We start from the raw sequence: 14,812 nt of genomic DNA on the forward strand, positions 1-14,812 counted from the left end.
ACGGTTCTGTTCCCTTGGGATGACGCAGTCGGACGGGAGCCTCTCGCGTTTTCCTTAAATGCGACGGAATCAGCCCGCGCTGTAGCGCACCGATTCCGAGCGGATCCGCACATCTATTCCGGCGAGGGACCCGAGTGGAGTTCGTCCTTCGCTTCGCGCGATTCGTGCCGGCGCTTTTCGGTCAATTCGGTTTTCCGGCGCCGGAGTTGGCCTTCGAGGCGGTCGGAGATCAGATCGATGGCCTGGTAGAGATCGTGTCCGTGATCTTCGGCATGAAGATCCGGTCCGGGAAGGGAAAGATGGACTTTGACGATGAAGGCCTGCTTGTTGGCCGAAGCTTTCGGCGGGTCGTGCTGGACGGTGACGTGAGCTCCGACAATTCTATCCTCGTAACGCTCGAGCTTTTGTAATTTTTTTTCGATATAGGAGTGCAGCGGTGCGGTCAGCTTAATTCCTTGCGGATTCCATTGGATCTGCATCATTCTGAAGTCTCTTCCCCGGCTTTCGCTTTGTCCAGGCGTTTTCTTCGAGTAAGGTGAGAGCGATGTCGAGCCGGCAAAAGGCGGATCACGGTTCCGAAGCAGCCGTGACGATCTACGACACGACGCTGCGCGACGGCGCTCAAGGGGAGAATGTCCACTTTTCCCTTCCGGAGAAATTGCGGATCGTGCAGAAGCTGGACGAGGTGGGAGTTCCCTATATCGAGGGAGGATGGCCGGGGAGCAATCCGAAGGATCTGATGTTCTTCCAGGAGGTTTCACGCCTCTCGGGCCGAATGAGCCGGATCGTGGCGTTTGGCTCCACCCGGCGGGCGAGCCTTTCCGTGGAGCAGGATCCTCAAATCCGGATGCTTTTGGATGCGGGGACGGAGACTGTGGCGGTCTTCGGCAAGACGTGGCTTCTTCACGTCCGAAAAGTCCTTCGTGTGACTCCAGAAGAAAATCTGGCGATGATTCGCGACACCGTCGCCTTTCTGAAGGCCTGCGGAAAAGAGGTGATCTATGACGCCGAGCATGCCTTCGACGGATATCAAGACGACCCGCAGTATGCTTTGGATTGCCTTGCCGTGGCTTCCGAGGCGGGCGCGGATTGGGTGGTGCTTTGCGATACGAATGGCGGATCGCTGCCCGAGAGGGTCGCGGAACTGACGAGGCTGACTCGGCAGAAAGTCCGGTCCCGCGTCGGCATTCATACGCACAACGATGGCGATCTTGCGGTAGCGAACGCGTTGGCCGCAGTCCAAGCGGGGGCAACCCAGGTCCAGGGTACGATCAATGGCTATGGAGAGCGAACGGGAAACTGCAACTTGATCTCGACGATCGCCAATTTGGAAATCAAGCTCAACCGGCGCGCTCTTCCTCCCGGGGCTCTTGCTCGTCTCCAAGAGCTTTCCTATTTCGTGGATGAGATCGCCAACCTCGCTCCGAATCCCCGGGCGCCCTTCGTCGGTCGGTGCGCGTTTGCGCACAAGGGAGGCACTCACGTCAATGCCATCGGAAAGGTCTTCCGCAGCTACGAGCATATCGAGCCGGAAATCGTGGGCAACCGCCGCCGGGTTCTTGTCGGTGAACTTTCCGGACGAAGCAATATCGTGCTCAAGGCGCGGGAGTTAGGCTTGGTGCTCCGCGAGGACGACCCGCGCACCCGGGAGGCGCTCCAGCAGATCAAAGCGATGGAAGGAAAGGGATATGAATTCGAGGCAGCGGATGCCTCGTTCGAACTGCTCCTGCGCAGGCTCTTGCTGCCGTACCCTTCCTTCTTCCAACTGGTGGAGTATCACGTCTCCATCCGGAGCTTTCCTGGCAAGGAGTACGAGGTTTCCGAGGCGACCGTGAAGCTATCAGTAAAGGGACGGACTGTCTACACCGTAGCGGAGGGTGATGGCCCGATCCACGCCTTGGATCAGGCGCTGCGCGGCGGCCTCGAACGGTTTTATCCGGAGCTTGCTCGGGTCGGCTTGCGCGATTACAAGGTTCGCATCTTGGGCCAGATGGGGGGCAGCGGAGCCGCGACGCGAGTGTTGGTGGAGTCCTCCGATGGCTTGACGAGCTGGACCACCGTCGGCGTGTCGACCAATATCGTGGAAGCATCTTGGGAGGCGCTCGTCGACAGCATCGAATATTGGCTGCTGCGCTTGGAGAGATCCTCCGGTGCCCCTCGATCCCCCACAAGCTAAAGATATCGTCGTCTTCTCAGCCACCAGAGCATGCCGGCAAGGACGAGGGTGATTCCCGAAAGGATCTGCCCTTGCGTGAGAAAACCAAAGTAAAAGCCGATCTGGGCATCGGGTTCGCGGAAACATTCCGCGAGGATTCGAACGACGCTATAGCCGGCGAGGAAGGAGAGCGCGACCGTGCCTTCCCGGGAGCCGCGCGCCCGGAGCCAGGCGACCAGTGCGAAAAGAAACAGCCCCTCGAGCGCCGCCTCGTAGAGTTGCGAGGGGTGACGCGGCATGGGCACTCCGAGAAGGGGCGGGGCTTCGGGGAAGACCACGGCCCAGGGCACGGTGGATGGTCGGCCCCAGAGTTCTCCATTGATGAAGTTGGCGATTCTGCCCAGCCCAAGCCCGACCGGCGTGCACCAGACGACGGCATCGGCCAGGTGGAAAAAAGGAAGCTTCCACCGCCGGGCGCTCAGGAAGAGGACGATCAGGACGCCGGCAATCCCTCCGTGGCTCGACATCCCCCCCCGCCAGAGGGCGAAGAGTTCAAGAGGATGGGTGAGAATATGGGGAAGGTCGTAGAAGAGGCAGTAGCCCAATCTTCCTCCCGCAATGACCCCTCCGAGAGCGAGCCAGAAGACCAGATCGTCGATCTGTCGGTGGGACAAGCGAAGCCAGCCCTTCTTCTGCTGGTAGTGAAGTCCCCACCAGAGAAAGAGGAAGCCGAGGAGATAAGCCAGCCCATAGTAGCGGATTCCCCAGCCGCCTGGGAAGCGGACGAGATAAGGGCTGAGATTGTCGACGTAGTAGGCGAGCATCAGCAACGGTGGCCCGAGGCTATGCCGGAGCGGATTCCGGGGCAAGGCGCCCTTTGGGGAAAGAGCGTTTCTCTGTTGTCGTCCCGCCCGTCCTCCTGCGGGTTTGGCTGGCACTCGACAGAACGGCGGACCCGCTCCGTCGGAAACTTTCTCTTGCGGCTTGCAAATTTAAGGCCGTTTGCTTTGTTGATTCCGGATCTTGGGTTCTCGCAAGGCTGCGGCAAACCGGGTAGGAAGTCCCCTCCTTTTCTTGTCGACCGTCGGCACGGGACATACCCATGCGAGGATTGGTAGAGAGGAAAAGGGAAGAAAGAAGGAAAGAAGCATTGTGACCGAGTTGGAAACCCTACGTCATTCCGCCGCGCACATCCTGGCGACTGCGCTTCTGGAGATCTGGCCGGAAGCGCAATTGGCCGCAGGACCGCCGGTGGAGAATGGATTCTATTACGATGTCTCCCTTCCCCATCGGATTTCGCCGGAAGATTTCCCGCGGATCGAAGAACAAATGCGCGAGATCGTTCGCGCCGGGCAGCCGTTCGTCTGCGTTCCGACGAGCCGGCAGGAAGCGGAGAAGCTGGCCCTGCGCGGACGGCTGGGTGCCTTGAGCGAACGCCCTGTGCCCAGCGAGTTCAAGCTAGACATCTTGCGCGGCATTCCCGAAGAGGAAGCGATCACGCTCTACCAGAATGGAGAGTTTCTCGACCTTTGTGCGGGCCCCCACGTGAAGAGCACGGCCCAGGTCGGAGCGCTCCGGCTCACCCACGTCGCCAGCGCTTATTACCGCGGGGACGAAAACAATCCCCAGCTTCAGCGGGTTTATGGCACGGCTTTCTCCACCGAACGCGAGCTCGAGGAGCATATGGCGCGACTGGAGGAGGCCAAGAAACGGGATCATCGGAAGCTTGGTCGGGAACTGGAACTCTTCTGTTTCGACGACGCGGTAGGAGCTGGGCTTCCTCTCTGGCTTCCGCGGGGCGCCGCGATCCGGCAAGAGCTTCAGGCGTTCTTAGGGGAGCTTTTGACCCGACAGGGCTACGAGACGGTCTTCACGCCGCATATCGGAGAATTAGGCCTCTATCGGACTTCCGGCCATTTCCCGTTCTACCGGGAGTCCCAGTACCCTCCGCTTCCCGAGCCTGCGGAATGGGCGAGCCTCGTGCAGGAGGGATGCGGTTGCGGGGATTATGCCGATCGGGTCGAGAAGGGCCTGGTGGGAGGCTATCTCCTCAAGCCGATGAACTGCCCCATGCACGCGCGGATTTTCGCGAGCCGCCCGCATTCGTATCGCGAGCTTCCGGTCCGGCTCGCCGAGTTCGGCACGGTCTATCGCTGGGAAAAATCGGGAGAGCTGGGGGGCATGACTCGTTTGCGGGGCTTTACCCAGGACGATGCGCACATCTTCTGTTCCGAAAGCCAGATCGAGGCCGAGGTAAGTGGCTGCCTGGAGCTGGTCCAGACGGTACTTGCCGCACTGAATTTGCAGGACTGTCGGATTCGGTTGGGCTTGCGGGGGCCGGATTCGGCAAAATACATTGGGGAGCCCAGTCTCTGGGAGAAGGCGGAGGCAGCGCTGGCTTCCGCGATCCGGCAAGCCGGCTTAGCGTTTTCCGAAGAGGCGGGGGAAGCCGCTTTCTACGGACCGAAAATCGATTTCCTGGTGCGGGATTGCCTGGGACGAGAATGGCAACTGGGTACGGTGCAACTCGACTACAACTTGCCCGTGCGGTTCGGGCTCACCTTCATCGGCGCGGACAATCGGGAGCATCGCCCGGTGATGATCCACCGCGCTCCTTTCGGCTCCCTGGAGCGGTTCCTAGCGATCTTGATCGAGCATTTCGGCGGAGACTTCCCCACCTGGCTCGCTCCCGAGCAGGTGCGGATCTTGCCGATCAGCGACCAGCAACTCGATTATGCGCGAGAAGCGGCCGCCGCGTTGCGGCAGCGGCGGTTGCGGGTCAGCGTCGAAGAAAAAAACGAGACGCTCAATGCGAAGATTCGGATTGCCGAAAAGCAAAAGATTCCGTATATGGCTATTGTTGGAAAGAACGAGCAATCTACAAGAAACCTCTCGGTGCGGAGCCGCAGGCGAGGGAACCTCGGTGCGATGATCCTGACAGCATTTGCAGATCAGGTGGTTGACGAGGTGGCAAGGCGGTCTCTGTAAGCGTGCGTCCTCATTTTCGTACCTTTCAGCGGCAGCCCCGTATACGGATCAATCAGTTGATCCGAGTGCCGGAGGTTTTTCTGATCGATTCCGATGGCAAGCCCCTTGGAGTGATGTCGGCGGGCGAGGCCCAGGCGGTTGCTCGCGGTCGAATGCTCGATCTCGTGGAGGTAGCCCCTAACGCCAGGCCGCCGGTCTGCAAGATCTTGGATTATGGCAAGTACAAGTACGAACTGGCCAAAAAGGAGAAGGATTCCAAAAAGGGGAGTTCGGGAACCTCGAAGCTGAAGGAGTTACAGCTTCATCTGAGCATTGATGCGCACGATTACCAGATCAAGCTGAAGCGTGCGGAAGACTTTCTGTGGAAGGGGATGAAGGTGCGCTTCAATCTGCTTCTTCGAGGCCGCGAGAATATTCACAAGGAATTGGCGGTCGACTTGATGCGGCGCGTACGCGACGATCTGGGCCATGTTGGGACGGCAGACCAGGAGATCAAACCGATCGGTCGCAGTATTGTCTTGATCCTTCTCCCGCTCCCCGCGCAAAAGAGAACCCGCAAGTACACAGAGGAGGGGGAAGGGGAGACCGTCTGACCTCTGCTCACAGGAGAAGCGAAGACGGGAGAAGCGAAGGAGAGTGCATGCCGAAAGCAATAGCTCGCAGAAAGACGAAGAAGTCGGTGGTCAAGCGGTTCAAGGTCACCGCTCGCGGAAAGGTGGTCGCCCACCGCGCAGGAAGGCGTCATCTTGCCTCGAGTAAAAACCGAAAACGGATGCGGCGACTGGGCAAGGCGAAGGTGGTGCGCGGCGAAGACGTCGGCCACGTGCGCGACAGCCTCCCGTTTGCCTAGAGCGGCTGTTTCGGCAGGCTTGACTGATGTTTCCATTTAGCGCTATCCTTCCTTTCCTTTTTGACTTTCGAGCGAAGAGCCGGCAACATCCCTAAGCCTTTCGAGGAGAGCTCTCCGTGGGTCTGCAGAGGAGAATTGACATGAGGAACGGGCGCTAGGGCGAGCAAGGCGGAAGAAAGGAAGACATTATGGCGAGAGCAACGAACGCACCGGCTTCGCGCGAGCGGCGCAGGCGTGTTGTCGATCAGGCAAGCGGTTTCCGCGGAAGACGGAGCAAGCTCTACCGGTACGCGAAAGACGCGATCTTCAAGGCCAAGTATTGGTCTTATCGCGATCGCAAGACACGAAAGAGGGAATTTCGCAGTCTTTGGATCGCTAGGATCAATGCAGCGGCACGGGCCGAAGGAATGACCTATAGTCGTCTCTGGGAGGGTTTGATGAAAGCGGGAATCGCCATCGATCGGAAGGTGATGGCCGATCTTGCGGTCCGTTCGCCGGCGCAGTTTTCTCGAATCGTTTCGCTCGCCAAGGAGAAGGTTCGTCCGCCCGCCGTCCCGGCGGCATGAAAAAGCGCGTCCTCATTCTCGGGTCGACCGGCTCGATCGGTCGAAGTGCGCTTGCCGTCGTCCGGAAACTTTCCGAGCGCCTTGAGGTGGTCGGTTTGGCCGCCGGCAGACAGATCGACGAGTTGCGCGCACAGGCCGAGGAGTTTCGACCAAGGGCGATCGGTCTCTTTAGCCCACCCGCAGGCGTTTCCTGGCGGCAAGGGTTTCCGGGGAAGACGAAGCTTTACCAGGGCGCCCTCGGCCTATCCGAGATGGTCGCCGAGACAGAGGCGGATCTGGTTCTCGTGGCGATCGTCGGGACCGCGGGACTTGGCCCCTCTCTGGCTGCAATCCGAACCGGGAAGAGCCTGGCGCTGGCCAGCAAGGAAGTCCTCGTCATGGCGGGAGAGATCGTCATGGCCGAAGCACGGGCGCGGAAGATCCCGATTTTGCCTGTGGACAGCGAGCACAACGCGGTCTTCCAGTGCTTAGGGGGCTCTGCGTTTCATCAAGTGCGCAGGATCGTCCTGACCGCCTCAGGAGGGCCGTTCCGCACCTGGGATGCTCAGCGGATCGCATCGGCGACGGTGGAGGATGCCTTGGATCATCCGACCTGGAAAATGGGAAGGAAGATCACGATTGATTCCGCAACCTTGTTTAATAAGGCGCTGGAGATGATCGAGGCGCATTGGCTCTTCTCCGCGCCGTTTTCCGCGATCGATGTCGTCGTCCATCCCCAGAGCATCGTCCACTCCCTCGTCGAGTTCGTAGACGGTTCTCAGCTCGCCCAGTTGAGCCACTCCGACATGTGTCTGCCGATTCAATATGCCTTTACCTATCCCGAGCGGCTCCCAAGCCCGGTGCGATTTCTCGACCTTGCGAGCGTGAGTCGACTCTGCTTCGAGGAGCCGGATCACGAACGCTTCCCCGCGCTTCGATTGGCTCGGCGGGCGGGGGAGGCGGGGGGCACGGCTCCCTGCGTCCTCAATGCTGCAAACGAGGTGGCGGTTGCCGCGTTTCTTGAGAAGAAGATTCCTTTTCCCGCCATCTCGCGGTGCGTAGAGGCTGCGATCGACGGGCATAAGCCGAGTGCGGCGAGGGATCTCGAGGTCTTGCAGCGGGTGGACGAAGAGGCTCGCGTCGCCGCAGTTGAGTGGATCCACAAAAAAGGCTATTCTTAAACATGTTGCCCTTCGGCGAGATCGCGCGTTTTGTGGGGACCTTCGCTGAGGTTCTCTTTCTCTTCAACGTCTTGATTGTCGTCCACGAGTTGGGGCACTTCCTGGCAGCTCGCCGCCGCGGCCTGCGCGTGGAGCGCTTTCAGATCTGGTTCGGTGCGCCTATTTGGGAAAAAGAGATTGGCGGCGTGGTCTATGCGTTGGGCTGGATCCCTGCGGGCGGGTTCGTGGCGCTTCCCCAGATGGCGGGAGCCGAAATGCTCGAAGGAAAGCGCGAATCGGACGCCGAAGTTCTTCCTCCCGTCAAGCCGTGGGATAAGATTCTGGTGGCGGTGGCCGGTCCCGCGGCCAATCTCGTGTTGGCGGTCGTCTTTTCCCTGATTGTCTGGGTGGTCGGCCGGCCGGTAAGCCAGGGCGAGGCAACCACGACGATCGGCTACGTCTTTCCCGACTCTCCGGCGGAGAAGGCAGGCTTAAAGCCGGGAGATCGGCTTCTTCTAGTGGACGGCCACCCGGTACATCGCTTCCAGGGAATGGACGACACCGCCATCACATGGAATATCGTCCGAAGCGAGGGATCCGAGATCCCGATCACGCTGGAACGGGAAGGGAAGGTTCTCTCGGTATCTGTGACCCCCGTTCGGGAGGAACGCGGATTCCTGCAGAGAAAGGGATTGCGACAAATCTTGATCCTACCCGAAGAGACGCCGACGATCGCACGGGTTTTCCCAAAGAGTCCTGCCGCGGGAGCGGGTTTGCGTCCAGGAGATCAGGTTCTTTCCGTCGACGGACAGCGCTTGCTTTCTCCGATCGCGCTCAACGACTACATGATCAAGCATCCGGGCAAGTCTCTCTCGCTCGAGGTAGCCCGGGAAGGGCGAAGCCGGTCGGTGGAGATCGTCCCTGAGGTGCCGGTGTCGGAGACCGTACCTCGAATCGGACTTCAGTGGGACCTGGCCGGAACGATGAGCATCGTTCATCCGAACCCGCTGGAACAGATTCTCGCCAGCGTACGGGCCATGACCAGCACCGTGGCGGCCATGCTCTCTCCCCGGTCAGACATCAAGCCGCAGCATCTTTCCGGACCGGTGGGCATCATGCGCTTGTACTATCTCCTGTTTCAGAGTCCATACGGATGGCGCTTGGCACTCTGGTTCAGCGTGCTTTTCAATGTCAATGTGGCCCTCCTCAACCTCATGCCCATCCCTGTTTTGGATGGAGGACATATTCTCCTCTCTCTGGCGGAATGGGTGCGCGGCCGACCGCTCAACCTCCGCGTGCTGGAGGCGCTGCAGGTTATTTTTGCGACTCTCATCGTAGGCTTCATCCTCTACGTCACCTTTTTCGACGTTCAAGATCTGCCGTGGAGAGGTGGCGGGAAAGGTCCGGAGATGCAGTTTCCGGCAAGCACTCATCCAGCAGCCCCTGCGGAGCCTCAATCGCCATGACGCACCTGCCTCCTTCCTATGTTCCCGATGTCACTCGGTATGTGAAACGCAGCTCGCGGGAAGTGCCCGTCGGCCCGATCGTGATCGGAGGGGGGATGCCCGTCGTCATCCAGTCGATGCTGACCTCGGACACGATGGATGCCGAAGCGTGCGTGCGGGAAGCTCTTAAGTTGGCCGATGCCGGCTGCCATCTCGTGCGGATCACGGCTCCTACGGTGAAGGATGCTGCTAACCTTCGGGCGGTTCGAGAGGCGCTTCAGCGCCGCGGCAGTCCCGTGCCGCTCGTGGCAGACATCCATTTCAAGCCCGAGGCGGCATTGGAGGCTGCCCGGTGGGTAGATAAGATTCGGATCAATCCGGGCAACTATGCGGATCGAAAAAAGTTTCTGGTTCGGAGTTATACGGATCCCGAGTATGCATCCGCCGTCGAACGGCTGGAAGCAGCCTTCCTGCCGCTCGTAAAACTCTGTATGCAGCGGGGAATCGCCATGCGGATCGGAACCAATCACGGAAGCTTGTCCGACCGCATTCTCAACCGGTACGGAGATACGCCTTTGGGAATGGTCGAGAGTGCCCTGGAGTATGCGCGGATTTGCCGGAAGGCGGGTTTCCACCGGCTCGTCTTTTCGATGAAGGCCTCCAATCCTCGGATCATGATCTCGGCCTATCGGCGACTGGTCGCAACCCTCCAGGAATTGGGGCCGGATTGGAATTATCCGGTTCATCTCGGCGTGACGGAGGCGGGGGACGGGGAAGACGGAAGAGTAAAGAGTGCCATCGGCATCGGGGCTCTTTTGGCCGACGGAATCGGCGATACGATCCGTGTCTCCTTGACCGAGGACAGCATTCGGGAAATCCCCGTGGCCTACGCGTTGCGCTCCCTCATTGCACCATTTGCGGAGGCTCCGCACCCTAAGGGGAAGATCCAAGCGCCTTTTGACCCGTTTGCGTTCGAGCGCCGTGCGTCCTTGCCGTGGGAACGGAATCCGAAGGTGGGTGGAGCGGAGCCGGTGCGTGTCGCCGTGCCCGAGGAGCACTTTGCCGCCCTGGTCGAGAGCTCTCGGAACACGGAAATCGCTCCCGAGCTGGCCTACCGGGCGGATCGCGTCGTAGAGCTGGATCCCGAAGACTCCGAGGCGTTGGCGGCTCTGCGGAGCGGACCGCCCCGGCTGGTTACCGTGCGGGACAGGTGTCCCTATCCGCCGCTCTTTGCCTTCCGGATGCTTGCGGCCCGCATTCCGGTACACCATCCGATCCTACTCAAGGACACCTTCTTTCCCGGCGAGCAGACCGACCCCCTGCGATCCCTGCTCAACAGTGCCCTCCAACTCGGAGGGCTCCTTTGCGACGGCATCGGAGATGCCATCTTGCTTCGGGGCGAGCCCGATCCGAAGAAGGCGCTGCAGCTTTCCTACAATATCCTTCAAGCCACCGGCAATCGTAGCTTCAAGGCCGACTTTGTCGCCTGCCCCTCCTGCGGCAGAACTCTCTTCAATCTTCAAGAGACTACGGCGCGCATCCGGGCGGCTACCGGACATCTCAAAGGGGTGAAGATTGCCGTGATGGGGTGCATCGTCAACGGTCCCGGGGAGATGGCGGATGCGGATTTCGGCTACGTCGGCGGCGCTCCGGGTAAGGTAAATCTCTATGTCGGGAAGAAGGCGGTTCGTTTCAACATCCCGCAAGAGCAAGCGGTCGATTCGTTGATCGCGTTGATCGGCGATGAGGGAAAATGGGCCCCTCCGCCCGCGACCTGATCCAGGGTTCGGCGTCTTACTCTTTTTTTTGAGGACGTCGTGGCCCAAGGTGCGATATGGAATCCCATGCCGGGGGTACCCGGCGCATGGGAGTTTGCAAAACCTCAAGGAGAGCGTAGAGTCGATCATGCTCTGGTTGGCATTCGGTCTGCCGTCGGGTTCGGAATGGTTTTGGATCTTCGTGGTCGTCTTCCTTCTCTTTGGCGCCAAGAAGCTCCCGGAGCTTGCTCGCGGAGTCGGCAAAGCGCTTGGCGAGTTCCATAAGGCTCGCGAAGACTTTGAGCGGGAGATTCACCACTCCTTGCGCGACCCCGGCGCAGGTGTCCCCTCGTCCATGGACCAGGCTTCTTCTCCTCCCTCGGCGGCGACTCCTCCCCCCAATGGGGTGATTCCTCGAGAGGAAAAGAAGCCTTCCTGAACGAGGCGGGGAAATCGAAGGCCGCCGCGCGCTTTCCTGATTGACAGTGCGACTCCGCGTCGTACCCTCAAAGGTTTATGGTTCCGCTCTCCCAAATTTGGACGGTTTCATCCTACATCCTCAAACAACGGTTTACCGGTCGGAAGAGATATCCGCTCGTTTTGATGCTCGAACCGCTCTTTCGGTGCAATCTCGCGTGCGCGGGGTGCGGCAAAGTGCAGTATCCCGATCATGTCCTGAACCGTCGGCTCAGCCCGGAGCAGTGTTGGGCGGCAGTCGAAGAGTGCGGCGCGCCCATTGTGAGCATTCCCGGCGGCGAGCCGCTGATTCACAAGGAGATCGACCGCATTGTGGAAGGGCTGATTGCGCGCAAGAAATATATCTATCTCTGCACGAATGCTCTTCTTTTGAAAAAGAAGCTCGATCTCTTTCGTCCGTCGAAATTTCTTACCTTCAGCGTTCATTTGGATGGGCTCCGGGAAGATCATGACGAGTCGGTTTGTCGGGATGGGGTTTACGAGACAGCGGTCGCCGGAATTCAGGAAGCCGTTCGTCGCGGATTTCGCGTGACGGTCAACTCGACCTTCTTTGACGGTGCGGATCCGGAGCGGATTCGCAAGTTCTTCGATGAGGCGATGAAACTGGGCATCGAGGGAATCATGTTTTCTCCCGGATACAGCTACGAGAAGGCTCCCGACCAAGGACACTTCCTGAGGAGGGCAAAGACGCAGGCGCTCTTCCGGGAGGTCTTTCGCGATCGGAAGAAGAGCTGGAAGTTCAACCTCTCCCCTCTTTTTCTCGAGTTCCTCCAGGGAAAGATCGACTACGATTGCACCCCTTGGGGGAATCCGACCTACAACATCTTCGGCTGGCAGCGCCCCTGTTATCTCCTCCAGGAAGGTTATGCAAAGAGCTTTCAGGAGCTCTTGGAGACGACTCGCTGGGAAGACTACGGCTGGCACAGCGGAAATCCGCACTGTGCCGATTGCATGGTTCATTCCGGATACGAGCCTAGTGCGGTAAACGATACCTTTGGTTCCTTCGCCGGCTTGCTGCGCACGATTCGAGCCAGCTTGGGCAATGATCGAAGCTCGACTCCTTCGGATGGAGACAAGCAGCAACCGCTGCATCCGGAGAAAGAGAAGGAAACGGTCATGGTCTGAGGGGGAGGGCGAAGCACGAGCGGAGAGAGAGGCTGTCACGATGGAAGAGAATCGGAACCGATCGGAAGGTGCTTTATCCCCCTCCGAAGTGTTGGCCGAACAGATAGAGAAGGCGTTTCATTATCGGGGAGACGTGACCTTGCGCCTTTCCGGGGAACGCTCCCTAAGCGGGTATCTCTTTAACCGGTCCGGAAACGGAGAAGATGCCTCTGTTCAGGTGATGCTCCCGGATGGCCAGGGTTCGGTGAGTATCCCCTATCGGGAGATTCAGGAGATTGTTTTTAGCGGAGCCGATGCGGCGGACGGGAAATCCTTCGAGGCCTGGAAGGCCAAAAAGAATGGGGAGCGGCAAAAAGAAGCCGAACAGATCGCCACGGACATGCGCCGCCAGGGTCTTCTATAAATTAAGTAGGCCGACCGACACGTCCGGTTCAAATCCCGCTACGATCTCCCAGTGGGAAGGCCACCGTCGGTCTCAAGCGGGAAGCATGGCGACCGCCCACATTCTCCCCGTGACTCCCTTCTCCGCCCGAAAGGAAAAATAGCGATCAAGATGGCATGCGGTGCAAATGCCGCAGTCAAAGAAATCGCGAACTCCCATTCCTAAGGCCTGTTCCCGAATCTGCTGCACAAAGTCGACTTCATAGTGGGGAGGACGGATGCACGGGCTGACCTGGACGATCAGGCGCTCGGGCGGCGAGCCCCAACGGCTCCGGAAGCTCTCAATGGCCTTCTTGACAATTTGCGCTTCACTTCCGTTGCGTCCGGAATGCACGATTCCGACGGCAGGAATCTCCGGATCGAAGAGGTAGACAGCGGCACAATCCGCCACGCGAATTTTAAGAGCGACGTCTCGGCATGCCGTGAGCAGACCATCCACGCTCGGGTAGAAGAGAGGCGTGGGTCTTTCGACGAAAGCGATCCCATTGCCGTGGGTCTGCTCGGCTCCGACGAGGCGGTCGGGGTCAAGCCCCAGCTCGCGAACAGGGGGAGGGCGGTCGATGCCGCACGTCCGCAGGGAGAAGGCGTGAGGAAGTCCGGCCGCGGTAAGGGCGGGGAAAAATTGCCACGACTCGGAATCGAGTTCGAACGAGGCGGATGATTGCCTTGCCAAGAGCACCATGAGTGAACCGCTCGGGCTGCAGGGATTTGAACCCTGGACCTCTTGGTCCCGAACCAAGCGCGCTACCAGACTGCGCCACAGCCCGCCGAGCTAGGAAAGAGTGTAGAGGGATTCCAGCAAAGGCAAAGTTCTTTCTCCGCGGAGGATCGTCCCAGAATTTATGTTGACCTTCCCCGTGCTCTAAAAAGAATAGCAGGAGCTTGGCTCTGCCGGCAGAGAGCCGCGGTCGTTGCGGAAAACCGGCAGCAGGGGAAACATTTGCCAGGGCAGGGTAGCTCAGCGGCAGAGCAGGGGTTTCATAAGCCCTTGGTCGAGAGTTCGATTCTCTCCCCTGCCAGAGGAAGGGCGGAAGGTGACAACGGCTGCATTCGCAGTTTTGTTCGTCCTTCGCGCCAAAAGGCTTGTTGGCTCGGAGGGGCTGTGTTAGCCGGTCTTTTATTAGGAGAGGAGACCTCTCGCAACGGGTGAGAACCGGATGGGAGGGTTGCTTCCTTGTAGAACCGCGGGGATATAAGGTTAAAGAATGGCGAATCTCTTCGGGAAAGCGGCCAATGAGCTTCCACCGAAGATCGTCGTCGGAATTCTCATCATCGGCGTTCTGACGGTCGCCGGAATCGCGTATTACTTTACTCCGAAGTACACGCGGGTGGGCTACATGCCGAAGCAGCCGATCCCCTTCGATCACTCCCTGCATGTAACCGGTCTTGGACTCGATTGCCGCTTCTGTCACAGCTTTGTGGAAAAGAGCGGCTTTTCCAACATCCCGACGACCCAGACCTGCATGGCTTGTCACCGGATGGTCAAAGCCGACAGTCCGAAGCTGGCCGAGTTGCGGGAGAGCTGGGAGAGTGGGGAGCCCGTGCGATGGGCTCGGATCTATCAACTGCCGGATTACGTCTATTTCGACCACTCCGCCCATGTGAACCGCAGCGTGAGCTGCTTCAGTTGCCATGGGGAGGTGAACTTGATGAGGACGGTTTATCACAAGACGCCCCTGAGCATGAGCTGGTGTCTGGATTGTCATCGAAATCCGGAATACTTCCTTCGCCCTGAGGACAAGGTATTTGATCTGGCTTGGACACCGCCGACCGGGCAGCAGCAGATCGAGATGGGGATACATCTGGTCGAGCAGGAGAAAATCAAGCCGTCGGAGAACTGCTCGGCTTGTCACCGGTAGCAGGTCGAAG

At 59.4% G+C, this 14,812-nt stretch carries 15 protein-coding genes and 2 tRNA genes; 13 read left to right on the forward strand and 4 right to left on the reverse strand.

From position 1 onward, the window contains the following. Positions 1-113: 113 nt before the first annotated feature. Positions 114-482, reverse strand: coding sequence for a ribosome hibernation-promoting factor, HPF/YfiA family (gene hpf / locus MAMT_RS05380; RefSeq protein ID WP_246186543.1), 369 nt, complete (start codon positions 480-482; stop codon positions 114-116). 62 nt (positions 483-544) lie between these two features. Between hpf and cimA the strand changes: the two genes are divergently transcribed. Further along, positions 545-2,176 (forward strand): citramalate synthase, encoded by a 1,632-nt coding sequence (gene cimA / locus MAMT_RS05385; RefSeq protein ID WP_142659966.1) that lies wholly within the window; start codon positions 545-547, stop codon positions 2,174-2,176. Here the strand turns inward: cimA and lgt are convergent. Then, entirely contained in the window at positions 2,173-2,979 is an 807-nt protein-coding gene (gene lgt / locus MAMT_RS05390; RefSeq protein WP_142660054.1) for a prolipoprotein diacylglyceryl transferase, read from the reverse strand. The genes cimA and lgt overlap by 4 nt on opposite strands. A gap of 328 nt (positions 2,980-3,307) precedes the next feature. Between lgt and thrS the strand changes: the two genes are divergently transcribed. The 10 genes from thrS (at position 3,308) to MAMT_RS05440 (ending at position 12,905) form a co-directional block, all read left to right on the forward strand. Beyond that, entirely contained in the window at positions 3,308-5,143 is a 1,836-nt protein-coding gene (gene thrS / locus MAMT_RS05395) for a threonine--tRNA ligase (protein WP_218579736.1), read from the forward strand. A gap of 2 nt (positions 5,144-5,145) precedes the next feature. Beyond that, entirely contained in the window at positions 5,146-5,736 is a 591-nt protein-coding gene (gene infC, locus MAMT_RS05400) for a translation initiation factor IF-3 (RefSeq protein ID WP_246186544.1), read from the forward strand. Positions 5,737-5,783: 47 nt separating this feature from the next. After that, on the forward strand, positions 5,784-5,993 hold the full coding sequence (gene rpmI / locus MAMT_RS05405; RefSeq protein ID WP_142659967.1) for a 50S ribosomal protein L35: 210 nt from the start codon (positions 5,784-5,786) through the stop codon (positions 5,991-5,993). 188 nt (positions 5,994-6,181) lie between these two features. Beyond that, the gene (gene rplT / locus MAMT_RS05410) at positions 6,182-6,559 is read left to right on the forward strand and encodes a 50S ribosomal protein L20 (protein WP_142659968.1); all 378 of its coding nucleotides are present in this window, start codon (positions 6,182-6,184) and stop codon (positions 6,557-6,559) included. Further along, positions 6,556-7,719, forward strand: a complete 1,164-nt coding sequence (locus tag MAMT_RS05415; protein ID WP_142659969.1) for a 1-deoxy-D-xylulose-5-phosphate reductoisomerase — start codon at positions 6,556-6,558, stop codon at positions 7,717-7,719. The genes rplT and MAMT_RS05415 overlap by 4 nt, the downstream gene beginning before the upstream one ends. A gap of 2 nt (positions 7,720-7,721) precedes the next feature. Continuing rightward, positions 7,722-9,164 carry an RIP metalloprotease RseP gene (gene rseP / locus MAMT_RS05420; protein WP_142659970.1) on the forward strand — a complete coding sequence of 481 codons (1,443 nt, stop codon included), beginning with the start codon at positions 7,722-7,724 and terminating at the stop codon, positions 9,162-9,164. After that, positions 9,161-10,921 (forward strand): (E)-4-hydroxy-3-methylbut-2-enyl-diphosphate synthase, encoded by a 1,761-nt coding sequence (gene ispG, locus MAMT_RS05425; RefSeq protein WP_142659971.1) that lies wholly within the window; start codon positions 9,161-9,163, stop codon positions 10,919-10,921. The genes rseP and ispG overlap by 4 nt, the downstream gene beginning before the upstream one ends. A gap of 127 nt (positions 10,922-11,048) precedes the next feature. Next, the gene (locus MAMT_RS05430; RefSeq protein WP_142659972.1) at positions 11,049-11,339 is read left to right on the forward strand and encodes a Sec-independent protein translocase subunit TatA/TatB; all 291 of its coding nucleotides are present in this window, start codon (positions 11,049-11,051) and stop codon (positions 11,337-11,339) included. Between the two features lie 77 nt (positions 11,340-11,416). After that, the gene (hpnH, locus tag MAMT_RS05435) at positions 11,417-12,502 is read left to right on the forward strand and encodes an adenosyl-hopene transferase HpnH (protein ID WP_142659973.1); all 1,086 of its coding nucleotides are present in this window, start codon (positions 11,417-11,419) and stop codon (positions 12,500-12,502) included. Between the two features lie 40 nt (positions 12,503-12,542). Further along, positions 12,543-12,905 (forward strand): hypothetical protein, encoded by a 363-nt coding sequence (locus MAMT_RS05440; protein WP_142659974.1) that lies wholly within the window; start codon positions 12,543-12,545, stop codon positions 12,903-12,905. Between the two features lie 72 nt (positions 12,906-12,977). Here the strand turns inward: MAMT_RS05440 and MAMT_RS05445 are convergent, their stop codons facing one another. Continuing rightward, positions 12,978-13,625 (reverse strand): purine nucleoside phosphorylase YfiH/LACC1 family protein, encoded by a 648-nt coding sequence (locus tag MAMT_RS05445; RefSeq protein ID WP_142659975.1) that lies wholly within the window; start codon positions 13,623-13,625, stop codon positions 12,978-12,980. An 11-nt stretch (positions 13,626-13,636) separates the two neighbouring features. Further along, positions 13,637-13,710 (reverse strand) — tRNA-Pro (locus MAMT_RS05450). A gap of 180 nt (positions 13,711-13,890) precedes the next feature. Here MAMT_RS05450 and MAMT_RS05455 point away from each other — a divergent pair. Both MAMT_RS05455 and MAMT_RS05460 read left to right on the forward strand, forming a co-directional pair. After that, positions 13,891-13,962 (forward strand) — tRNA-Met (locus tag MAMT_RS05455). Positions 13,963-14,148: 186 nt separating this feature from the next. Beyond that, positions 14,149-14,802 carry a cytochrome c3 family protein gene (locus MAMT_RS05460; RefSeq protein ID WP_142659976.1) on the forward strand — a complete coding sequence of 218 codons (654 nt, stop codon included), beginning with the start codon at positions 14,149-14,151 and terminating at the stop codon, positions 14,800-14,802. The last annotated feature ends 10 nt before the right edge of the window (positions 14,803-14,812 follow it).

This window comes from Methylacidimicrobium tartarophylax, assembly GCF_902143375.2.
GTDB classification, from domain to species: Bacteria; Verrucomicrobiota; Verrucomicrobiia; order Methylacidiphilales; family Methylacidiphilaceae; genus Methylacidimicrobium; species Methylacidimicrobium tartarophylax.